The organism is Methylomonas sp. AM2-LC (genome assembly GCF_039904985.1).
Taxonomy (GTDB): domain Bacteria; phylum Pseudomonadota; class Gammaproteobacteria; order Methylococcales; family Methylomonadaceae; genus Methylomonas.
On sequence record NZ_CP157005.1, the window covers coordinates 750,444 to 771,962 of the forward strand.

Consider the following 21,519-nt stretch of genomic DNA (forward strand, 5'->3'; position numbering starts at 1 on the left):
ATCATGAAAATTAAACGATTTTTTGCAGCTGATATTAGGCACGCAATGCGCATGGTTAAAGAAGAGCTTGGTGCTGATGCAGTTATTATGTCTAATCGGTCTGTAGATGGCGGCGTAGAAATCGTTGCTGCCCGAGATTTTGATGAGCATGCTGTAGAAAAACATTTACAACAGCAAGAACAGGAGCTGCATAAGATTGCCCCTAAACCTCTGGAGTTTCCAGATCTTCATGCTGACAAACATACTTCGCATTTACTGAGTAGTGCCCGAAAACCAGGTAATGCGGTTGAAAATCCGTTGCGCAAAAACATTGATCAATATATCGGCTATGCTGAAAAAGTACAAATTATGACTGCAGCACCCGTTCAGGCTAAAGAGAATAAACAGGCCCAGACTAAACCTGCATGGGCAAATGCAGAGCAAAAGCTTAAATTAGTTGCCGAAAATGCAAAATTGAACTCACAAGATCAAGTTCCTGATAAGTTTATAGTTGAAATACGCAATGAAATTAAAGATTTGCGAAGTATGCTTGATAATAAGTTAGCTGGTATGAGCGAAGCTAAGCGAAATCATGAATTACCAGTACGTGCTGCATTACTGGAACGTTTACTAGAAAACGGATTTTCTAAAAAATTATCAACAAAAATTGCTAATCGTTTAGGTAGTCATACTCAATTAGAGCATGCTTTTATTAAAGCGCAGGAGATGTTATGCAAAAGTTTACCCATAGTGGAGGATAGATTGCTTCAGAATGGTGGTATTGCTGCCTTAGTTGGGCCTACAGGTGTAGGCAAAACCACGACTATTGCCAAATTGGCTGCGCAGTACATTCTAAAGCACGGTAATCGAGATGTTGCACTTATCACTACAGATAATTATCGAATAGGTGCGCATGAACAATTGAGTATTTATGGACGAATTCTAGGTGTATCCGTCAAAATTGCCAATAATGGTGCTGAACTAGCGCAACACATTCATCACTTTTCCGACAAAAAACTTATATTAATTGACACAGTTGGTATGAGTCAGCGTGATCTGCGTTTGGCGGAACAAATAAATACGTTAAGACATGAAGACCTACCTATTCAGACTTTTTTGGTCATTTCTGCCACCAGTCAATACAAAACTGTGATGGAGGTAATAGATGCATTTCAGATATTAGAGCCACATGCAGCTATACTTACTAAACTTGATGAAGGAGTTAGTAAGGCGTCTGCTTTATCCGCTATTATTGAACGACGATTACCTTTGTCTTTTATTACGGATGGCCAACAAGTGCCAGAAGATATTTATGAACCTGAAGCAGAAGCGCTAATACAGAGATGTGTAATGAGTTGTAATACTGAATACGATTACAATGATAAATTAAACCAAGACGATTGGCTGGCAGAAAGTTATGCATAAGCCAGTAGATCAGGCGGCTGGAATTAGAAGAATGAGACAAATGAAACCGGTTAGGGTGGTTGCGGTCACCAGTGGTAAAGGTGGAGTCGGAAAAACCAATTTATCTGTGAATATAGGCGTGGCCTCGGCAAAAGCTGGGCGGCGAGTGGCCATACTTGATGCCGATATGGGCTTGGCGAATGTCGATATTTTACTGGGCATATTCCCTAAATTTAATTTGTCACATGTTTTAAGCGGTGAGAAAACTCTAAAAGAAATCATGGTAACTGGGCCTTCGGGTTTGAAAATCATACCAGCCTCTTCAGGTATACAGCGTATGACAGATCTAAATGTTGCCGAACAAGCTGGAATAATACGTGCGTTTAGTGAAATTGAAAATGATCTGGATATGTTGATAGTCGACACTGCCGCCGGTATTTCAGCCAGTGTGGTGAATTTTGCTCGTGCTTGTCAGGATATAATTGTTGTTGTTTGCGACGAACCCACTTCTTTGGCAGACGCGTATGCTTATATTAAGTTATTGAATAGAGATTACAGTCTCAATAACTTCCATATTATTACCAATATGGTGCAGTCTAGCGAACATGGTCAGGCTTTATTTAATAAGTTATGCAAAGTAACTGATCGTTATTTGGATATTTCTCTGCAATATTTAGGTGCCGTGCCGCAGGATGAATTTTTAAAAAAATCCGTGCAAAAACAGACCCCAGTTGTTGAAGCGTTTCCACAAAGTAAAGCGGCTATAGCCATAAAAAACTTAGCGCGAAAGATTGATCAGTGGCCAATCAAATTACAAGCTGGCGGATATTTGGAGTTCTTTGTAGAACGTATGATTCGTTACAGCGCTAAAGAGGATGCTGCATGAATGGTGTGGCAATGTATGCGGCGGTACAGGCTAATACCACCGATGTTTTGGTCAATCAGCATTTGCCGTTGGTCAAGCGCATTGCTTATCATCTAATGGGGCGCTTGCCCGATACCGTGCAATTAGACGATTTAGTGCAATCGGGTATGTTGGGTTTACTTGAGGCCATCAAACATTACGATGCAAGCCAAGGGGCCAGTTTTGAAACATATGCTGGTATACGTATTCGTGGGGCTATGCTTGATGAATTGCGTCGATCTGATTGGACCCCTAGATCGGTACATAAGAAAGGACGTATGGTTGCGGAAGCAATCAGAGAAATTGAAAATACTTTTGGTCGAGACGCAAAAGACAGTGAAGTGGCTACACATATGGGTATTTCAATGGATGAATATAACGCTATTTTGCAAGATAGTTTAGCCTGTAAAACCTTTAGTGTAGAAGAGTTGGTGCAAGGCGAAGCCGGTGTGATTGAGGCGATACATGCAAATACACAACAACCCGAAGATATCTTGGTTCGGCAAAGTTTTCAAAAAGCGTTAACAGTCGCTATTAACGATTTACCAGAAAGAGAACGTTTAGTTATTTCACTTTACTATGATGAAGAATTGAATCTTCGGGAGATAGGTAAAGTCCTTGATGTCAGCGAGTCACGGGTTAGTCAGATATGTAGTCAGGCATTATTACGGTTAAGAGCCAAACTTGCAGATTGGCTCGAAGGAAAAGATAATGGGGCAATGAATTAATTAATGACTATACTTGATGTATTCGACTATGGTCTGCTTATACCAACCCCCTTAATGATAAAGTAGTTTGTTTGGAGATTATCCTTGGATAAAAATATGAAAATTCTGATTGTTGATGATTTTTCAACAATGCGGAGAATTGTAAAAAACCTGTTAAAAGATCTCGGATTTACCAACACTATGGAAGCGGATGACGGCAAGAGTGCGCTACCCATACTGGAAAAAGGAGGTATTGATTTTCTGGTTACAGATTGGAATATGCCGGGGATGACAGGGCTCGATTTATTAAAAGCAGTTAGAGCTAATCCGCACTTGGCTAATTTGCCTGTGTTGATGGTAACTGCGGAGGCTAAACGCGAGCAAATCATCATGGCTGCCCAAGCAGGTGTAAATGGATATGTGATTAAACCGTTTACTGCCGCAACGTTAAAAGAGAAAATCGAAAAAATCTTTGAACGTATTGATCATCAGGACAAAGGTAGTTAAGCATGCAAATCGATCTTCTGTCCTTGTCTAAAGATCTGGTAGCTGCGCTCGAAAATGGCGAAGAGGCAAATGCTGATGAAATTCTAGATAAAATAGCGGGTTTAAGGGAAACTCAGTTATTTCAGGAAATTGGTCGCCTAACTCGGCAATTACACGACACAATGCTAAGTTTTTCTTTGGATACGACTATTACAGCTTTGGCCGAATATGAAATTCCCGATGCCAAAGAACGTTTGCAATATGTCATATCTATGACTGAACAGGCTGCCAACCAGACATTGACAGCAGTTGAAGATTTGCTGCCAGTATCCGAGCAACTCAGCAGTCAGGCTAATAGTTTGTCTGCAAAATGGAGCCGTTTTCTGGATAAGGAAATGCCTCTGGAGGAGTTTAAAGCGATGAGTCAAGAAATTACCGCTCATTTTGACCATTCCATCGCCACGCTGGAGCAAATTCATCAAGGATTAAATAGTATTTTACTTGCTCAGGGGTTTCAGGATATTACTGGGCAGATTATCCGCCGTGTGATTGAGTTGGTGAGGAATGTTGAATCAAATTTAGTAAAAATGATCAGTATTTCTGGTCGTAAAGGTTTACAACCCCCGCTTGCACTTGAACATAACGAGTTGCCGGGGCCTGTCGTGCCAGGTGTAGACGACAAGGCTCACGATGTTGCTACAAATCAAGATGATGTGGATGATTTGTTGTCAAGTTTAGGTTTCTGAGGCAAAAATTATGGCGATTGATCTGGATGATGAAATTTTACAGGATTTTCTGATTGAAGCTGGAGAAATTCTAGATTTGTTGGGTGAACAACTCGTACAACTTGAACAAACTCCTCGAGATCCAGAATTACTCAATGCAATTTTTAGGGGCTTTCACACTGTAAAAGGTGGTGCTGGATTTCTGGCCATTGATGCACTGGTCGAAATTTGTCATAACGCTGAAGATGTATTTAATGTATTAAGGCAAGGCGAACGCTTGGTATCATCCGAATTGATGGATGTTATCTTAAGAGTGCTTGACTGTGTTAACGAAATGTTCTTTGAAATAAAACGGGGCAATTTACCACAGTCTGTAGATCCGCAGCTTATGGCTAGACTCAAGTCTTTTGCCTGTGCAGCAAGTCCTACCGATGAAGCACCCGTTGCGATTCAGAATACTATCGAACCAGCTACCTTGGATTTGGGTTTTGATAGTATGCTTGATGATCGAGAGCTAGCGTCACAAACTACAACGTCTAAAAGCGATAACGACGACATTACTGAGCAAGAATTTGAAGAGTTGCTGGATGTGTTACATGGGAAAGCTAGTTTACCTACGTCTACTCAGTCAAGCTCGCCAGTTGCAAACCTAAAAGATGATGAAATAAGCGAAGAAGAATTTGAAAAAGTTCTAGATGGATTACATGGAAAAGGTAAGTTTTCGGTACAAAATGTTAGTATTGAATCAAAGGCGGATAGTGGTGATATTACTGAAACTGAATTCGATGAATTACTTGACGCGTTACATGGTAAGGGTAAATTTAATGCCAGTAATCTAGAGACTACGTCAGATATAATAACATCTGTTGACTCTACTCCCATAGAGCACTCCGAACTTTCTATCGTTACGCCAGCCAAGCCAGTTTTAAGTGAAAAACCTTCAGAATCTGGTCCTGTCTCGGAAAAAATATCTGCAACAGTCATTGCCTCTGAGAAGATGCAATCCACTGATGTCATCACTGATAAAGTAGGAAAAAGTGGCGCAGCCCAAACAGCTCAGGCGGACACAACCGTCAGGGTGGATACTCAGGTTTTAGATGACATCATGAATATGGTGGGCGAATTGGTATTGGTACGTAATCGGTTTCAAACCTTAAAAGCGTCCACTGAAGCGAGTGAACAGCTTTCGAAAGCTATTTCCAATCTTGATGTCGTTACCGCTGATTTACAACTTGCGGTAATGAAAACTCGGATGCAACCGATTAAAAAGGTTTTTGGCCGTTTTCCGCGAGTTGTGCGTGATTTGGCTAGAAGTCTTAAAAAGGATATCCGCCTGGATTTGGTGGGTGAAGAAACCGATCTCGATAAAAACTTAGTTGAAGCATTGGCTGACCCACTGGTTCATTTGGTTAGAAACGCTGTTGATCATGGTATTGAATCGCCTGATGAACGTGAGGCCAAAGGAAAACCTCGAGAGGGAGTAGTCATTCTGAAAGCATCTCAAGAAGGTGATCACATACAACTATCGATTAAAGATGATGGTAAGGGGATGAATCCAGAAGCGCTCAGAGCTAAAGTGGTCGAGAAAGGCCTGATGGATGAAGAAACCGCCGCGCGTTTAGATGATAAAGAATGTTTTAATCTCATTTTTTTACCCGGTTTCTCAACAAAAACTGAAATTTCTGATGTTTCTGGACGCGGCGTGGGTATGGATGTTGTCAAAACACGCATCTCACAAATGAATGGAGTGGTAGAAGTCGACTCTGTAGAAGGCAAGGGAAGTACTATCATCATTAAAGTGCCTTTAACTTTGGCTATTATGCCGACATTGATGGTGAAACTGTGTGGACAAGCGTTTGCTTTACCGTTGGCAAGTGTTCTGGAAATTCTCGATCTGGACTTGAGTAAAACAAATAAAGTCGATGGGCAATTGGTTGCTATGGTCAGAAACAAAGCCTTGCCTTTATTTTATTTGAGTGAATGGTTGGTTAGAAATTCCTATTGCGAATCTGAAAAAATTACCGAAGGCCATGTAGTTATTGTCAATGCGGGTGGTAGACAGATCGGTTTTGTGGTTGATCAATTGATTGGGCAGGAGGAAGTTGTTATTAAGCCACTAGGGGCAAAACTACAGGGATTGGAGGGTTTGTCAGGAGCTACAATTACTGGTGATGGTAAAATTGCATTGATCTTGGACGTACCTGGGCTAATAAAACGTTACGCAAATTGATAATTGGTGATATGTGACCATTCGGGTTCTGATTGTTGATGATTCGCAATTTATCTGTAATCGAATCCGCGAAGCATTAGAAGAAGATCCCGATTTTTGCGTGATTGGGGTTGCTGTTAATGGCCAGGAAGCCGTAGAGTTATCGTTAATTTTACGACCGGATGTGGTAACCATGGATGTCAACATGCCTGTTATGGATGGTATCACCGCGGTAAAAAAAATTATGAGCAATCATCCCTGCCCGATTTTGATGTTTTCAGCAATGACTCAGGTAGGAGCTAAAGCCACGTTGGATGCTTTGCAAGCCGGTGCAATTGATTTTTTGCCAAAACAATGGGATGAAATAGACTCTAATCGGGAGATAGCTAAAAACTTATTCCGGCAAAGAGTCAGGCTAGTTGCCTCACAAGTAGGAAAATTATCGGCCCATTCTGACTCCAGAATGCAATCGAGTTTTGCAGAAAAACTTGCTTTCAACATTGATAGTCAAACAGTTCAAAAAAAATCGGTTAGGCATTTTGGACGAGTAAATTTATTGGCAATTGCAGCATCTACAGGTGGACCTGTAGCAATACAACAAGTGCTTAGTCAAATTCCTCGCCAATGTAGTGTTCCCGTATTAATAATGCAACATATGCCACAAAATTTTACTAAAAGCTTTGCTGATAGATTAAATCAGCTTTGCCAAATCCAGGTAAAAGAAGCTGAAAATGGCGATGTTTTACAAGCGGGAAGAGCGCTGTTGGGGCCAGGAGGAATGCAGATGCAAATCAAGTATATTTCTGGACAACATCAAGTGATGCTAAGACCTAAACAGACGGGGGAAATTTATAGCCCTTGTATTGACACTACCTTTTATTCACTTGCTGAGCAATTTAAAGGTCATATTCTAGCAGTTATTTTAACCGGCATGGGAGCAGATGGGAAAGAAGGAGCTATTAAATTAAAACAAAAAGGCGCTGAAATCTGGGCTCAAGACGAAGCCAGCAGCACCATCTATGGGATGCCGAGAGCTATTGTAGAAGCAAATATTGCTGATAAAATTTATAGCCTGGATGAGATCGCAAACGCATTCAAAACATTAAATTAATGGATTTTTTAAGTATTATCGGTGTGCTTCTTGGATTTTCAGCCATTATTGGTGGAAATTTACTGGGTGGTGGAGAAATTACTGCATTAATTAATATGCACGCTATGGTTATTGTCGTTGGTGGTACTTTGGGTGCAACCCTATTACAGTTTCCACCTAGGGTATTTTTCCGTAGTTTACGAATTTTAATCTGGATTTTTAAGCCACAAAATTTTCAACTTAAAAAGCAAATCGAAAAAATAGTACGTTGGAGCACATTGGCCAGAAAAGAAGGATTGCTGGGATTGGAAAGTGTTATAGACATGGAAAAAGACAATTTTTCTCGTAAAGGTTTGCAGTTGTTAGTGGATGGTAGTGAGCCGGAAGTTATTCGTGAATGTCTTGAAGTTGAGTTAAGCACTAAAGAGCATTTGGATATGCAAGCAGCGAGAGTATTTGAGTCGATGGGTGGATATTCACCTACCATAGGTATTATAGGTGCGGTAATCGGTTTAATCCATGTAATGCAACATCTGGCTAATCCAGAATTACTTGGGAGCGGGATCGCCACCGCTTTTGTGGCTACAATTTATGGTGTAGGGCTAGCGAATTTGTTGTTTATTCCTATCGCCAATAAGTTGAAATCTCATATTTTTCTGGCTTCTCAAGCCAGGGAAATGGTTATAGAAGGCATCTCCTCCATTGCGGAAGGCGAAAACCCTCGTAATATCGAATTAAAACTATCTGGTTTTTTGCTGGAAAATAATGACTGAATTATGATTAAACGCAAAAGAAATAGTCATCAGGAAGCTGAAAACCATGATCGATGGATGGTGTCTTATGCCGATTTTGTAACCTTGCTGTTCGCCTTTTTTGTGGTTATGTATTCTATTTCCTCTGTAAATAAAGGTAAATTTGTTACTTTTTCCGAATCTTTGGATCAAGCTCTAAAAGTTGAAAAATCAGGAAGAGAAATAGAGCCGGTACTTAATAAAAATGATCCAACCACCATTCAGCCCATTGAATTGCCAAATTTGATGACCACTGATGAACGCGAGTTAAGTCAGGAAATTCTTCAAGAAAAGCAACGCTTAGACAATGTGTCTGAAAAATTCAAGTCAGAATTGCAAGCGTATGTTGATAGTAGTTTGGTCAGCATCAAAAAACATGATTTTTGGATTGAACTGGAAATGAATAGCGAATTGTTATTTGCCAGTGGCAAAGCGGATATTTCCCCAAAAGCGCAAGTGGTGTTGGCAAAAGTAGCTGATTTGGTGCGGGAAATACCTAATGTCATCAATATTGAAGGTTATACCGATGACGTGCCTATTTCTAATGGATTTTATTCTTCAAATTGGGATTTATCCTCCGCAAGGGCGACCAGTGTTGTTAAAGAGTTAGTTAAAGATAATATTCCCGCTACTCGGCTTTCTGCCACCGGTTATGGAGAGTTTCATCCGATTGCAGAAAATTTAAATGAAGAAAACCGTTTCAAAAATAGGCGTGTCGTTTTGGTGCTGATGTCACAAGCATTTTCTCGGTATGGAATGACCGATGCCCAACGTGCAAAAGCTCTCAATTTCACACCCACCTTAGAAAAGGATACAACTGATAAAACAGGTATTGCACCTATGGTGAAACCATGAAAGTCTGGACTGTTTCTAATCAAAAAGGTGGTGTAGGAAAAACGACTACCGTAGTCTCACTGGCGGGGCTACTATCCGCTTGGGGTTTCAGAACATTGCTCGTTGATCTTGATCCTCATGGCTCCTTAACCAGTTATTTTAAAATTAATCCTGATGAAGTTGATAATGGGGTTTACAATTTATTTCGGGATGCAAGCGAGAAGAAAAAAGATATTCATCCCAGCGTTTATATTACTAAAACCCAATTTGATGGCATCAGCATTCTCCCTGCCAGCACTGCAATTGCTACTCTGGATAGACAGGTGGCGACGATGGGCGGTATGGGGTTGGTCATATCTACCGCTTTGCATAAAATGGCCAATGAATATGATTATGTGATAATTGATAGTCCGCCAATGCTTGGGGTGCTAATGATTAATGCCTTAGCAGCCTGCGAACAACTAATCGTGCCAGTATTGGCTGAGTTTTTGTCATTAAAAGGTTTGGAAAGAATGGTACATACTTTGAGTATGGTTTTTAATTCTCGAAAAAATCCACCCAAATTTACTATTGTTACTACCATGTTCGATAAACGCACTAAAGCTGCAAGAGAGAGTTTGCTGGCTTTATATCAACAATACCCTAATAATGCTTGGAAGTCTGTAATTCCAGTAGATACAAGGGTCAGAGATGCTAGTGCTATTGGTGTGCCGCTACCGCTATTTGATAAAAGCTCAAAAGCTGTGGAGGCCTATTCAGAATTGTTGGAACTATTATTGCTAGATAAAGGCTGAGACAATAAAATGGCAATCAGCACATGAATCCGGTAAAACCACAACAGCAGATTATCCAACAAGGTTTAGCACTTGATGATTATTTAAGAACTTTATTAGACGAAATTCCTGCGGCAGATGAAGCTGTTGTTATTAGTGAAAATCGCGTTATTGAGATTGTTGCTAAACCTGAAATTGAACTGCATAGCAACGCTAAAACAACCGCCCTGATTTTAGCTTCGCAAACTAAACTTGTTGAAGCGGAAAATCCAGCTAAAATTAATGCTTTATCGATAATGCCGGAATGGGCGCAACAGGAGTTTCAAGCTTTATTTTTTAAAGTAGATAAATTGATTTTGGCAACGCCACTGATTGAATTATCACGTACTATCAAGTTTGAGCAAAAGCCCACTAAAATTCCAGGTCAACCCTCATGGTTTATAGGTCTGCTGGACGTGAACGATAATCGTATAGGTGTTCTGGATACAGGGCAATTAGTTTTTGGTAAAAGTCGGGGAAGTCAACGAAATCTGGAGAAAAATCCGTTTCAAAGAATTTTGATTACACAAGATAAAAAATGGGGTTTAGCTTGTGATGAAATTTTGTCGATAGGAAAACTAAAGCCGGAAAAAGTGAGATGGCGTACTAATCGACAAACTAAAACTTGGTTGATTGGTACCGTGATTGAAGAATTGACGGCAATTGTCGATCTACAGCAACTAGTACCACATAGAAAGGCAGTCTAGTTATAAACTTAATAAATCAATAGTATCTGGATAAATGAAATGAGCGAAGATAAAAAACAAAGCGATCCCGTTATTCAATGGGTTACTTTTTGTCTAGGTGATGAAAAGTATGGTATCAATGTCATGCAGGTGCAGGAGGTATTGCGTATTACCGAAATTGCTCCGGTACCCGGTGCTCCTTCTTATGTATTGGGTATTATCAACTTACGCGGAAATGTTGTCACTGTTATCGATACGCGGAGCCGTTTTGGTTTACCTTCCAAAGAAACCGATGACTCATCTCGAGTAGTGATTATTGAGACTGAAAAGCATATTATTGGCATTTTGGTCGATAGCGTTGCTGAAGTGGTGGAAATGAGAGCTTCCGAAATTGAAACCGCGCCTAATGTAGGCAATGAGGAAAACTCGAAATATATTCAAGGTGTCACTAGTCGTGATAACCAGTTATTGATACTGGTTGATTTGAACAAGTTCTTAAGTGATGATGAGAAAGTTGAACTGGATATGTTTTAGGTATTGACATGGTTGATATAACGCCATTATTGCCAACGCAAATTGTTAAAGCAGTTACTTATTTGTTTTCTGTAAAAGCCCGGAAATCTAAGCTACAGAAACCGCCTAAGTCATCACTTGTCAAAAAAGAATTATCAAAATCCGACGAGCAATCCAGCCAGCATATTGATGAAATAGTGTAATGAACGAGAATTTGTTGCTGGTTATAGTCTGTATTTTGCTGGTTATTATTGCAATATTAGTGCGATTGTTGCGACGTTACAAAAATCTAAAATCGGATATTAAGTTGTTAACAGACCAATTACGCCGCTATAGTGAAGACGTAGCAGGCTTAACTTCAGCTGCACTGGCTATTGATCAGCATTTGTTTAAGAATGATACGCACTTGAACAACCTATCAACCGCACTTAATGATTTGCATTCTCAACAGCTAATAGTTAATTCTCCTTCCGCCAACAGCGCACCGATCTTTTCTGAAACACCTATCGAAAGCAATAAAACTGCGCAAGGCTATGAAAATGTGATTGCGAAAATTCAAAGTGGTGTCGGTATTGATGAACTGGTCAATGTATGGGGTCTAACGCGAGATGAAGCGGTTTTATTAAGTCGATTACATGGTCGAAAAACCTAGAGCTGTCATTAAGGGTTCTAATTGAGTTTTTGGTTTATATTCTTATTGACCTGTTTTAACGCTCTGCACGAAATCTGAGTGCGATTAAATCAAGAAATTGCTCTGCCAGTTCTGATTTGTCTGTCATCTTAAAATGTTGTTGTCCCTCCAGCCAATAAACCTGAAGGGCATTTTTTTCGCAATCAAAACCGCCCTCTGGTTTACCCACCCAATTTGCCGCAATCATATCCAAGTTTTTTTGGATTAGCTTCTGGCGCGCATAGCTCTCCAGATTATCTGTTTCTGCAGCAAAACCAACCACAAATGGTTTGTCTGGGCGTATTGATATTTCTGTAATAATATCAATATTTTTTTGTAACGGTATGGTCAGATTATCGTCGTTTTTTTTCAGCTTGTGAGTGTTGACTGTAACGGGACGATAATCTGCTACAGCCGCAGCACCAATATAAATATCTGCTTTATCAACATAAGTCATCACTGCTTCGTACATTTGTTGAGCTGTTTCCACCGAGACTAAACTAACGCCTACGGGTGCTGTTAAATTAACTGGGCCGCTAACCAACGTAACATGAGCGCCAGCTTTGGCTGCTGCGCTAGCTAATGCATAACCCATTTTTCCAGAACTACGATTTGTGATGAAGCGGACCGGATCAATGGGTTCGCGAGTTGGTCCAGCTGTAATCAATAGCTGTACATTTTGTAGTTTTTTCGGTGCGTCATTGCCCAATAGTCGTCGGCATATCTGATCCGGTTCACTTAAGCGTCCCAAACCAACCTCTCCACAAGCCTGCTGGCCTGCTTCCGGGCCAATTATTTCAACGCCATGCAGTTTTAAACGGGCAATATTTTCTTGTACAACAGGTTTTCGCCACATGGCCTGATTCATGGCTGGTGCAATGAAAGTAGGGCATTCAGCCACCAAATAAAGAGTCGATAGTAAATCATCTGCCAAACCTTGTGCCATTTTTGCGATCATGTTGGCAGTAGCTGGTGCAATGATGAGTTGATCTGCCCAGCGCGCCAGATGAATGTGACTCATGCTTTGTTCTTGGTCATTTTCTATTAATGTCGTGTATACCTGTTGACCACTCAGCGCCTGAAATGTAAGCGGCGTAACAAAGTGTTGGGCAGATTCGGTCATTACAACACGCACTTCAGCGCCATGTTTACGCAACAGTCGCACCAGTTCAGCAGCCTTGTAGGCGGCAATGCCCCCACATACGCCTAAAAGAATTTTTTTATTAATAGTCTTGCCTCTAATGTAATTTGGAATAAATTATGGCAAACTCGCCGCATTTGTTCTATTTTTTATATTATATATTGATCTGGAGTATCCATGAGCATCAAGGATTGGCCTGCTGAAGAACGTCCGCGCGAAAAATTATTGCAGCGTGGCGTAAAATCATTAACCGATGCCGAATTACTGGCTATTTTTCTAAGGGTGGGTACACCTGGAAAATCGGCAGTTGATATGGCTCGTGATTTGCTGACAGAATTTGGTTCCTTACAAGCCTTGCTAAATGCGGAGCAAGATCGATTTTGTGCAAGTCATGGCTTGGGTCCGGCTAAATACGTACAGTTGCAAGCGGTTTTGGAAATGGCGCGTCGTCATTTTGAAGAGGTTCTGCAACGAGGTAATGCCTTAACCAGTCCAGAAATTACCAGAGCCTATTTAAGTGCACAGTTACGCGGCCTTAGTTACGAGGTGTTTTGTTGTTTATTTCTGGATAATCAACATCGTGTTATTGTGTGGGAGGAGTTGTTTCGCGGTACTATTGATGGTGCCAGTGTTTATCCAAGAGAAGTAGCAAAACGAGCATTGTTTCACCATGCCGCTGCTGTTATTTTTGCACATAATCACCCCTCTGGCATTAACGAACCTAGTCAGGCCGATAAAAATATTACCGAAAAACTTAAACAGGCTTTGGGTTTGTTTGATATACGCGTTTTGGATCATTTTATCGTGGGTGATGGAAATCCATATTCATTTGCTGAGCATGGCTTAATTTAATCCGTGCAACAACGCTTAGATTTACAAAATAGATTGAGTTTTCAACTGATAAAAATAGTCATTACTCACTCAGTTACTCAGCAACATCGGCAACAAAGATTGCGATTGTCAGTGAGTTAGGAGAGGGGTGAAAACGGGTTGAGTAGTTGTTAATAATATACATTAAGCTTAAAGTGTATTTTTTTGTTTAAAATACACCTTGCAATAAATTGATGACTCTAACATATTGATGAACAAACCATTAGCTGAACAAATAGATGCGCTTTTACCGCAAACGCAATGTGGAAAATGTGGTTACGCGGGATGTCAGCCTTACGCAGAAGCTATGAGTCAGAATCAAGCAGATATTACCTTGTGTCCGCCTGGTGGAGGGCTGCTTGTGGAAAAGCTGGCAGATTTATTGGGCAAAGATGTAGAAATACCCACACATCTATATGAGCCGCAACCTAGGCGTGTGGCAGTTATTAGCGAAACTGAGTGCATAGGCTGCACTAAATGTATTCCGCCCTGTCCTGTCGATGCCATTGTTGGTGCAGCTAAATTTATGCATACTGTTATTGCCGAGCAATGTACGGGATGTGAGCTTTGTATTGCTCCGTGTCCAGTTAATTGTATTAGTATGGAAATATCGCAATTGCCGTTACGAAATGCAGAGGATGTGCAGTTATCCAAAGTGCGTTTTCATACAAGAAATGAGCGTATAGTAAAGCTGGAAGCGGAAAAAACCTTACGATTGCAACGGCAAAAGCAGCAGCTGGAACTATTAAAAAAAACTAAAACTATAGTTTAAGCTACACTGACAATGACTTTCATAGCGATTCATTTTATAATGCTCGTCTTGTCTGCAAGATCAAGTTGATGATAGAGCTTATTTATTTGGCCAACAGTCGTCATTTTTAGTTGAAATCACATTGCGCCCTTAGCTCAGCTGGATAGAGCGCGGCCCTCCGGAGGTAGCAGTCACCCAATTTTTGGGCACGGGGGCGAAGGTCAAAACCATTTTGGCCAAAATGTTATAAAATTTACCGCAAATCATCTTGCGCCCTTAGCTCAGCTGGATAGAGCGTACCCCTCCGGAGGGTAAGGCCAGAGGTTCAAATCCTCTAGGGCGCGCCATTTTGACATCTACCCCACATCCTCGTTTTTTTCCATTTTGGGCTCTGTGCCCTGTATGTGCCTAAACTGTGCCAAGCACATAAAATCTTTAACATCCATTTACGAATTTTGACCTTCACCCTCATGTGCCTTTTTGGGGTCTTCTGGGACATATTCAAACAGATCGCCTACTGAGCAATTAAAAAATTCACACAACTTTTCCATTGCATCTAATTCAATTCTTGCGGCTTCTTCTTTATAGAGCAACGTAATTGTATTTCGATGTAACCCCGTTTCACGAGCCAAATCTGCAATTTTCAGTTTTTTCTTACCCATTAGTTCAGATAGATAACATTTGATCAAAAGCCCTCCTAAATTAAATAATTCCACCTTGAATGAAAAAAAGACTTGCAAAATGATATTTTGAGTCATAAAATGTTATCCAGGATGATAAATACGCATCCTGGGTTAATTTTTTATACTTAGAATATCAGAGGAATAACCTTATGTCTTTAACTTATCTCACAACCGAAGAGTTAGCAGAAAAAATTAAGTATGACGCACGAACCATCAGAAACACACTAAAAGATAGTGTTCTTTTGGAAGGTCGGCATTACTTTCGCCCATTTGGTGGAAGAAAAATCTTGTTCATTTGGGAAAACATTGAAGCGGATATGACCCAAGCCCAATCTCAGTTTGCTATTCCACTAAGCAGAGGAGGTGTGTGCTATGGGTAGTATTAGAGTTAGGAACGAAACAGGCAAATTGTTTCTTGATTTCAATTTTCAGAATATACGTTGCCGTGAGCAAACTACTTTGGATGACAACAAAGGCAACAGAGTAAAACTGCAAAAACTGTTGGATAAAATCGAAGCCGAAATCACGCTTGAGCAATTTGATTATCGCAAGTATTTTCCCAATAGTGCCCAAGCCGATAAGTTTGACCAAATAGCGGCTCAAAAGCAGCAGGCGGTCATCAGAGCCACCCCCTTATTCAAAGATTTTGCTCAAGAGTGGTATGAGGAGATGCAGGTCGGTTGGCGCAATTCACATAAGGTCACCGTTCGCAGAATGCTCAATGACCGCATTATGGAGTGGTTTGGTGAGATGGAAGTCAGCGTCATCGCCAAAGCAGATATTTTGAAATTTCGCGCTTCCCTCGCCAAAGTTGAGCGCAAAGATGGAAAAACCCTTTCTGCAGAATATATCAATAAATATATGAAAATTTTGCGGATGCCACTTGATGAGGCCGCTGACCGATTCAATTTTACGTCACCCTACCGTGGAGTCAAGCCCTTAAAAAAACCAAAATCTCACATCGATCCGTTTACCTTAACCGAGGTAAATCTAATTTTAGCGACCGTGCGTGCCGATTTTAAATCGTATTACACCATTCGCTTCTTTACTGGCATGCGGACGGCGGAAATCGATGGTTTGAAATGGAAGTATGTGGATTTTGAGCGCAAGCAGATCTTAATTCGGGAAACCATCGTCAATGGGATTGTGGAGTACACCAAAACGGATGGTTCCCAACGCGAAATTGAAATGTCACAACCGGTGTATGAGGCATTTAGGCAGCAATGGGACGTCACGGGGGGCAAGCATGAGTATGTGTTTGTTAACAATGCCGGGAATCCTCTGGAGTATAACAATGTCTCGCGCCGGATCTGGCATCCCTTACTGCGTTTTCTAGAATTACCACGCCGCAAGGCTTATCAAACCCGACACACGGCAGCCACCCTGTGGTTGGCATCGGGGGAAAACCCAGAATGGATTGCAAGGCAAATGGGGCACACCACGACTGAAATGTTGTTCAGGACGTATTCTCGTTACGTGCCTAACTTGACCCGGAGAGATGGTTCAGCTTTTGAAAACTTATTGGCGGCTAATCTCAATCCGCCGAAGGAGGCATAGCCATGAAGCAACATCAATTAAGGGCTACGCCTCACGCCATCAATGCGGCACAGCAGAACAGAACATTCTGCGACGCTCATCCACCCAGTTCAGAGGAGCCGGTTGTCTTTGATCGCTTACTGGAATGCTTGAACTATGCCTTGGCCATAGATGATTCCGTCAACTTAGCTCTTGTGCTGGGTATGACGGCATCCCTTAGCAATCAAGAAGCCCTAGCTCACTGGGTTCGTAATGAAACACAAGGCAACCAGTTTTTAGATGCCAGTGCCCTGTTTAATTTTCTGGTCAATCAATTAGAGAAACTGCTTGCTGTCGTCGGGAGAAACTCATGAATCACTTACTGCAACTTAGCGCTGCTAATACCCAAGTAACACCGTTGTTTAAGGATTTTGCCTTAGATTGGTTTGAGAAGACGCAATTGCACCTGCAAAACTCACAAAAACGTGTCGTTCAAAATCTGCTATCAGGTTACCTGATGGTTTGGTTTGGCGACATGAATATTGCCAGCATCACCCAAACAGAAATTAGACAATTTCGCACTGCTCTTGCTAAAGTCGAGTGCCAAGTTGGAAAAGGCTTATCCATCCGTACCATCAATAAATCCCTGCTTATTTTACAAAAGGCACCCAATACCGCAGCAGAGCTTTTTGGACTAACGCCGTTGAGCTTTGAAATTCGGCCTGAAAAAAATCCAGAACGGATTATTCAAGCGTTTACCGTAACGGAGGTCAATCGCATTTTAATGGCGGTGAGTACAGATTTTGAACCGTATTTGATTGCGTGCTTTTATACCGATATGCGCAATGGTGAAATCGAGGCACTCAAGTGGAAAAATGTTGATTTCGTACAAAGACAGATTTTGATTCGTGAAACCGGCATCAATGGTCACACTTCAAAAATTCCTTTGTCATTACAGCGCAATATAGAAATGTCAGCACATGATTATGCGGCATTGCGCCAGCAATGGGCAATCACGGATAACCAATTCGAGTTTGTGTTTGTCAATCAGCCTGATAATCCGTTGACCTTATTCCATCTCATGCGGCATGTTTGGCAACCGCTACTACGGCAAATCGGCCTTTCACATTGCGCACTCATACAAACTCGACATACCGCTGTCGTTTTATGGCTGGACGAAGGCAAAACACCTGAATGGATAGCTCTACAACTCGGTATTGGTTCTGTTGAAGTGTTTTTCAGGATTTATTTTAGCCTTCTTCATAGGCTGATAAATCCACTGGATACTCATTTTGAATTCGAGCGGCCAACCTATAGTGTTGAAGGCAATGCCACGCTAAAACAAACCACTAAACCTGCTAATAACAGCCGGAGAGCGTCATGATGAACAAGCAAGCACCGCAAACTCAATTTCAAGCCCAAACGGTTACTCAAAATGCAGCTGTTTCTTCTAACTTTGCCTGTAACACCCGATTGATCGGTGTGGTAGATTCGATTATGACCCGGCATTCCGAGGCGATTGCCTACAATTTTGTCCTGTTGGTCGCTGCCAATGGTGAGTTAATTCGCGGTAAATGGCCTGCCATTCCAGGAGAAAAACTACCGGCCTTAGGTGATATTCTGCGAATTAATATTCAAACGCAAAGCGAAGATCCTGAGCTGTATTCACAGTCACCAGGCAAATCGGGAAAAGTTTGCCATTCCATTGTTCATTGGCAAACCATTCCTGAGCAACTGCCTTTGGAATTGCTTAATCAACTTTACAGTTATGCGGGACACCAAGAAGTTGTAGACCGCTTGGTTGGCATCATGCATCGTATTAGTATCCCTTGCATTAAAGCACTGTTCATTGATGTGTTTAGCAATCCAAGAATTGCGCGGCCTTTTATGCAAGTCGCCGCCAGTCATCAACACCATCACAGCCATACTGGTGGTTTGTTACTACACAGTGTCGAATGTGCAGAATGGGTAGAGCGTGTCGCCGCAGAAACTTTGAACCCCAAGGAAGCCGCCCTCGCCATTTCGGTGGCGCTGCTACATGATTTAGGCAAGATAGAGACGATGAAGCCATCGAATGTCAACCGCATGGTCGACCATGAAGTATTGTCTTTAACCTTATTGGAACCCGCCCTCACCGACTTGCAAACCCAGTGGTCGCAAGGTGCTTATGCCTTACGGCAAATGCTAAGTTGGTCTCCTAGCGCTGAAAAATTTCCAAAGTTTCCTGGCAGCTTATTAGTCAAAATGGCCGATCAATACAGTACGGCACTCTCGGCACGTAATAAGGCATTTCAGGCGTTACCTGAGCATTATTATTGGGCCAGTCTGAAAACGACGCATAACTTGCAATTTTTTAACCGGATCAATTAAACAAATAGACCAAATAGCTTCGTCTAGCAGACAAGTCTATCAACAAACTGACGCCAAGAATTAGATATTTTAGGCGTCAAACACCGATAGCTCTCCAAATATCTATCTATTCCACACAGCTTGTGGATTTTACGTTTTATCAATTTTTATCAGGATCCATTTTATGAATCAGTCAAACCGCAAAAAATCTTGCTTGAAAAAATCCATTACCACCATATCTACCATACTAATAGGCACGGGTTGCGCCGCTTTAACGCCCTCGTACATAACTATCGAGGGCTATAGAATCTATGATATTCAGACGAATCCAAATTCTGCCATTACTAAGCAAATCTCTGCGAATATCAAAGAAGCCATACAGTTGCGTGCTAACGATGTAACACTCAATAACACCATTCCACCCGCCACATTACCGGAAACCCCTGCTCGGTATGTGTTAACTGACCCGTTTAAAAATGCTACTGGGATTTTTGCAATGGCAAACAGCAAAAACCCCATAAAAATACCTCGCTGTGAAGGAGCTGTTATTGATGCTACCTCGCATCAATCTTTTGCGGGTGCTGAAAGAACAACTTTCTTTGTGTGTTTAATACCCTATCAGAAAGGTTATCAATTGGACATTTATTACCACTATGACAAAGTGTCAGGTGGCTTATCCACACAGGCACTAGGCAGAACGCTTGCTCAATCAGTAATGGGCGACTCAAGCCAATTTATTCCGACGACCATTGCTGCGTTGGAAGAAGCTGTAAAAGAAGCGGGTGTTAAGCCAGTGGTAGTGGATAGTTATCCAGATTAAAATCTTAGGTGGCACAGTCCGACTTCAGGAATAGAATAAGAATGCAAATCATTCGGTCGGCGGTTTGAGCCATCCGGGGTTGTAAAATTTAAAAGGCTTGCAGAAATGCAGGCCTTTTTTGCGCGTTGGAAACGAGGCATAATCAGGTTGGTTTAGTTCGGTTACTATTGATAGTACCTGCTATAGTTTACCGATCTTTAGTCAAACACCACAAACCAAATATAGCTAGCCAAATAATTATCAAGCTAATTTCATTGGCTACAGTAATCAGCATACCAAATTCGGTACTTTGCACCACGCTTGATGTATTTTCAAAAAGTATATATCCGTGTAAAATCATAAAGATACTAAAACATCCTAGTAAAAAAGAAAATAATGTTCCGATTTTTGTATTTATAAATTCTCGCATTAAAAATTACCCGCTTCAGACTTTTTCTTTGTTTCGGTATCTACTTTTGATTGATTGTTAAACTTCTGCATCAAATCATTTCGAATATAACTGACTTTCATTTGGAAGCTTAAATGAGGCGCATTAATTTCGATAATGCTATCAGCAGCTTTAAATTGGGCTGACTTATCACCCACAAATGGACGCTCCTGGGAGAAGACTTTATATTTCTTGGCGATAAAACTGTAAATTGAATCAAAACGATCCTTATGCATCGTCATAATGACTCCCATTAATTTTCGCTGATCATCAAATATGTAAAGCACTTCATTTAATCCGTCAATCTCGTAAGAGTTTCCATCGGTTTTTAACATCGGTCCATTTGAATATTTATTGATTCCACCATCCTGAGTAGTGGTTTTTTCGGATAATGAAGAATTAACTTGTTCTAAGGTTGATACACCAATTTCAAAACCAAGAACTGCCGTACCTGCATAAACTGGGTTGAGAACTAGCGATAATGTCATCCCAATAATAACTTGATAGAGTTTCGTCATAATTGCTCCGTGATGTCAGAATACCAAAATACTGTAATTCTACGATAATCGTAGAGCTAAAACAACCGCATTCTACGAATATCGTTGAATGACAAAAAATACCAAACCGAACAAAATATTTGGACGCCGTTTAAGAGAAGCACGGCTACGCATGGGGATTGCTCAAGATAAATTAGGTGTTGCAGTTGGCCTAGATGAAAGCTGTAGCAGCGCACGGATGAGTCGTTACGAGACCGGTATCCATGAACCACCAATTGCCATAGTTGAAAAAATAGCGGATATTCTTTGTGTGCCAATACCTTATTTTTTTTGCACGGATGATCGCTTGGCATCAATTATAATTGATTACCAGCGATTATCAGAGGATCAAAAAACACAATTAATCTCATGGATTCAAGCCAGTGCAATTGTAGAAAAATGAGCATTTAACTGCCTCATGCCGATGATGGGGCGGAAACATGCATGTTGGCTGATTTTGGGTTTCCTGAAGCTTTAGTTCCAGTTTTTTTGCTTTGTTACTTAGTCCATACCATTGCCTGTGGATATGTCGAGGTTACGCTCTTGCCGGTTTTCATACTGGCCAGTAACGTAAATATAACTAGGAGTACTAGTTGGCAAGAGCGTTCATTCTTATA

26 protein-coding genes and 1 tRNA gene are annotated in these 21,519 nt (G+C 41.1%); 24 read left to right on the plus strand and 3 right to left on the minus strand.

Annotated features, from left to right (window positions below; genetic code table 11):
* Positions 1 to 3: 3 nt before the first annotated feature.
* The 14 genes from flhF (at position 4) to ABH008_RS03545 (ending at position 11,792) form a co-directional block, all read left to right on the plus strand.
* Positions 4 to 1,404, plus strand: a complete 1,401-nt coding sequence (flhF, locus tag ABH008_RS03480) for a flagellar biosynthesis protein FlhF (RefSeq protein WP_347988483.1) — start codon at positions 4 to 6, stop codon at positions 1,402 to 1,404.
* A 31-nt stretch (positions 1,405 to 1,435) separates the two neighbouring features.
* Positions 1,436 to 2,269 (plus strand): MinD/ParA family protein, encoded by an 834-nt coding sequence (locus ABH008_RS03485; protein WP_347989944.1) that lies wholly within the window; start codon positions 1,436 to 1,438, stop codon positions 2,267 to 2,269.
* The gene (locus ABH008_RS03490) at positions 2,266 to 3,015 is read left to right on the plus strand and encodes an RNA polymerase sigma factor FliA (protein WP_347988484.1); all 750 of its coding nucleotides are present in this window, start codon (positions 2,266 to 2,268) and stop codon (positions 3,013 to 3,015) included. The genes ABH008_RS03485 and ABH008_RS03490 overlap by 4 nt, the downstream gene beginning before the upstream one ends.
* A gap of 84 nt (positions 3,016 to 3,099) precedes the next feature.
* Positions 3,100 to 3,501 carry a chemotaxis response regulator CheY gene (gene cheY, locus ABH008_RS03495; protein ID WP_347988485.1) on the plus strand — a complete coding sequence of 134 codons (402 nt, stop codon included), beginning with the start codon at positions 3,100 to 3,102 and terminating at the stop codon, positions 3,499 to 3,501.
* A 2-nt stretch (positions 3,502 to 3,503) separates the two neighbouring features.
* A complete protein-coding gene (locus ABH008_RS03500; protein ID WP_347988486.1) occupies positions 3,504 to 4,226 on the plus strand; it encodes a protein phosphatase CheZ in 723 nt (240 codons plus the stop codon).
* A gap of 10 nt (positions 4,227 to 4,236) precedes the next feature.
* Positions 4,237 to 6,435, plus strand: a complete 2,199-nt coding sequence (locus ABH008_RS03505; RefSeq protein WP_347988487.1) for a chemotaxis protein CheA — start codon at positions 4,237 to 4,239, stop codon at positions 6,433 to 6,435.
* 13 nt (positions 6,436 to 6,448) lie between these two features.
* Positions 6,449 to 7,525, plus strand: a complete 1,077-nt coding sequence (locus ABH008_RS03510) for a chemotaxis response regulator protein-glutamate methylesterase (RefSeq protein WP_347988488.1) — start codon at positions 6,449 to 6,451, stop codon at positions 7,523 to 7,525.
* Positions 7,525 to 8,277, plus strand: coding sequence for a flagellar motor protein (locus ABH008_RS03515; protein ID WP_347988489.1), 753 nt, complete (start codon positions 7,525 to 7,527; stop codon positions 8,275 to 8,277). Before ABH008_RS03510 ends, ABH008_RS03515 begins: the two co-directional genes overlap by 1 nt.
* Before the next feature lie 3 nt (positions 8,278 to 8,280).
* A complete protein-coding gene (locus ABH008_RS03520; RefSeq protein WP_347988490.1) occupies positions 8,281 to 9,150 on the plus strand; it encodes a flagellar motor protein MotB in 870 nt (289 codons plus the stop codon).
* The gene (locus ABH008_RS03525) at positions 9,147 to 9,923 is read left to right on the plus strand and encodes a ParA family protein (RefSeq protein WP_347988491.1); all 777 of its coding nucleotides are present in this window, start codon (positions 9,147 to 9,149) and stop codon (positions 9,921 to 9,923) included. Before ABH008_RS03520 ends, ABH008_RS03525 begins: the two co-directional genes overlap by 4 nt.
* A 23-nt stretch (positions 9,924 to 9,946) precedes the next feature.
* On the plus strand, positions 9,947 to 10,648 hold the full coding sequence (locus ABH008_RS03530) for a chemotaxis protein CheW (RefSeq protein WP_347988492.1): 702 nt from the start codon (positions 9,947 to 9,949) through the stop codon (positions 10,646 to 10,648).
* A 39-nt stretch (positions 10,649 to 10,687) separates the two neighbouring features.
* Positions 10,688 to 11,161 carry a chemotaxis protein CheW gene (locus ABH008_RS03535; protein ID WP_347988493.1) on the plus strand — a complete coding sequence of 158 codons (474 nt, stop codon included), beginning with the start codon at positions 10,688 to 10,690 and terminating at the stop codon, positions 11,159 to 11,161.
* Positions 11,162 to 11,169: 8 nt separating this feature from the next.
* Complete coding sequence (locus ABH008_RS03540; protein ID WP_347988494.1) at positions 11,170 to 11,343, plus strand: hypothetical protein; 174 nt, start codon at positions 11,170 to 11,172, stop codon at positions 11,341 to 11,343.
* On the plus strand, positions 11,343 to 11,792 hold the full coding sequence (locus tag ABH008_RS03545) for a DUF2802 domain-containing protein (protein WP_347988495.1): 450 nt from the start codon (positions 11,343 to 11,345) through the stop codon (positions 11,790 to 11,792). Before ABH008_RS03540 ends, ABH008_RS03545 begins: the two co-directional genes overlap by 1 nt.
* Positions 11,793 to 11,847: 55 nt before the next feature.
* Here the strand turns inward: ABH008_RS03545 and coaBC are convergent, their stop codons facing one another.
* Positions 11,848 to 13,053: a bifunctional phosphopantothenoylcysteine decarboxylase/phosphopantothenate--cysteine ligase CoaBC gene (gene coaBC, locus ABH008_RS03550; RefSeq protein WP_347989945.1), complete on the minus strand. Its 1,206-nt coding sequence runs from the start codon at positions 13,051 to 13,053 to the stop codon at positions 11,848 to 11,850.
* A gap of 75 nt (positions 13,054 to 13,128) precedes the next feature.
* Here coaBC and radC point away from each other — a divergent pair, with 75 nt between their 5' ends.
* The 3 genes from radC to ABH008_RS03565 all read left to right on the plus strand — a co-directional run bounded on the left by radC (position 13,129) and on the right by ABH008_RS03565 (position 14,919).
* Positions 13,129 to 13,803, plus strand: coding sequence for a DNA repair protein RadC (gene radC / locus ABH008_RS03555; RefSeq protein ID WP_347988496.1), 675 nt, complete (start codon positions 13,129 to 13,131; stop codon positions 13,801 to 13,803).
* 229 nt (positions 13,804 to 14,032) lie between these two features.
* Positions 14,033 to 14,593 (plus strand): RnfABCDGE type electron transport complex subunit B, encoded by a 561-nt coding sequence (locus ABH008_RS03560; protein WP_347988497.1) that lies wholly within the window; start codon positions 14,033 to 14,035, stop codon positions 14,591 to 14,593.
* Between the two features lie 249 nt (positions 14,594 to 14,842).
* Positions 14,843 to 14,919: transfer RNA gene (locus ABH008_RS03565), tRNA-Arg, on the plus strand.
* Positions 14,920 to 15,018: 99 nt separating this feature from the next.
* Here ABH008_RS03565 and ABH008_RS03570 read toward each other — a convergent pair.
* Positions 15,019 to 15,330, minus strand: coding sequence for a helix-turn-helix transcriptional regulator (locus tag ABH008_RS03570; protein WP_347988498.1), 312 nt, complete (start codon positions 15,328 to 15,330; stop codon positions 15,019 to 15,021).
* Positions 15,331 to 15,404: 74 nt separating this feature from the next.
* Between ABH008_RS03570 and ABH008_RS03575 the strand changes: the two genes are divergently transcribed.
* The 6 genes from ABH008_RS03575 to ABH008_RS03600 all read left to right on the plus strand — a co-directional run bounded on the left by ABH008_RS03575 (position 15,405) and on the right by ABH008_RS03600 (position 19,939).
* Positions 15,405 to 15,635 carry a hypothetical protein gene (locus ABH008_RS03575; protein ID WP_347988499.1) on the plus strand — a complete coding sequence of 77 codons (231 nt, stop codon included), beginning with the start codon at positions 15,405 to 15,407 and terminating at the stop codon, positions 15,633 to 15,635.
* Positions 15,628 to 16,812 (plus strand): DUF3596 domain-containing protein, encoded by a 1,185-nt coding sequence (locus tag ABH008_RS03580; RefSeq protein WP_347988500.1) that lies wholly within the window; start codon positions 15,628 to 15,630, stop codon positions 16,810 to 16,812. Before ABH008_RS03575 ends, ABH008_RS03580 begins: the two co-directional genes overlap by 8 nt.
* 2 nt (positions 16,813 to 16,814) lie before the next feature.
* A complete protein-coding gene (locus tag ABH008_RS03585; RefSeq protein ID WP_347988501.1) occupies positions 16,815 to 17,144 on the plus strand; it encodes a hypothetical protein in 330 nt (109 codons plus the stop codon).
* Entirely contained in the window at positions 17,141 to 18,154 is a 1,014-nt protein-coding gene (locus ABH008_RS03590; RefSeq protein ID WP_347988502.1) for a tyrosine-type recombinase/integrase, read from the plus strand. The genes ABH008_RS03585 and ABH008_RS03590 overlap by 4 nt, the downstream gene beginning before the upstream one ends.
* Positions 18,151 to 19,140 carry an HD domain-containing protein gene (locus ABH008_RS03595; protein ID WP_347988503.1) on the plus strand — a complete coding sequence of 330 codons (990 nt, stop codon included), beginning with the start codon at positions 18,151 to 18,153 and terminating at the stop codon, positions 19,138 to 19,140. The genes ABH008_RS03590 and ABH008_RS03595 overlap by 4 nt, the downstream gene beginning before the upstream one ends.
* A 163-nt stretch (positions 19,141 to 19,303) precedes the next feature.
* Positions 19,304 to 19,939 carry a hypothetical protein gene (locus ABH008_RS03600; RefSeq protein WP_347988504.1) on the plus strand — a complete coding sequence of 212 codons (636 nt, stop codon included), beginning with the start codon at positions 19,304 to 19,306 and terminating at the stop codon, positions 19,937 to 19,939.
* A 408-nt stretch (positions 19,940 to 20,347) separates the two neighbouring features.
* Here ABH008_RS03600 and ABH008_RS03605 read toward each other — a convergent pair whose 3' ends face one another.
* Positions 20,348 to 20,884 carry a hypothetical protein gene (locus ABH008_RS03605; protein WP_347988505.1) on the minus strand — a complete coding sequence of 179 codons (537 nt, stop codon included), beginning with the start codon at positions 20,882 to 20,884 and terminating at the stop codon, positions 20,348 to 20,350.
* Between the two features lie 88 nt (positions 20,885 to 20,972).
* Between ABH008_RS03605 and ABH008_RS03610 the strand changes: the two genes are divergently transcribed.
* On the plus strand, positions 20,973 to 21,305 hold the full coding sequence (locus tag ABH008_RS03610) for a helix-turn-helix transcriptional regulator (RefSeq protein ID WP_347988506.1): 333 nt from the start codon (positions 20,973 to 20,975) through the stop codon (positions 21,303 to 21,305).
* Positions 21,306 to 21,519 lie beyond the last annotated feature (214 nt).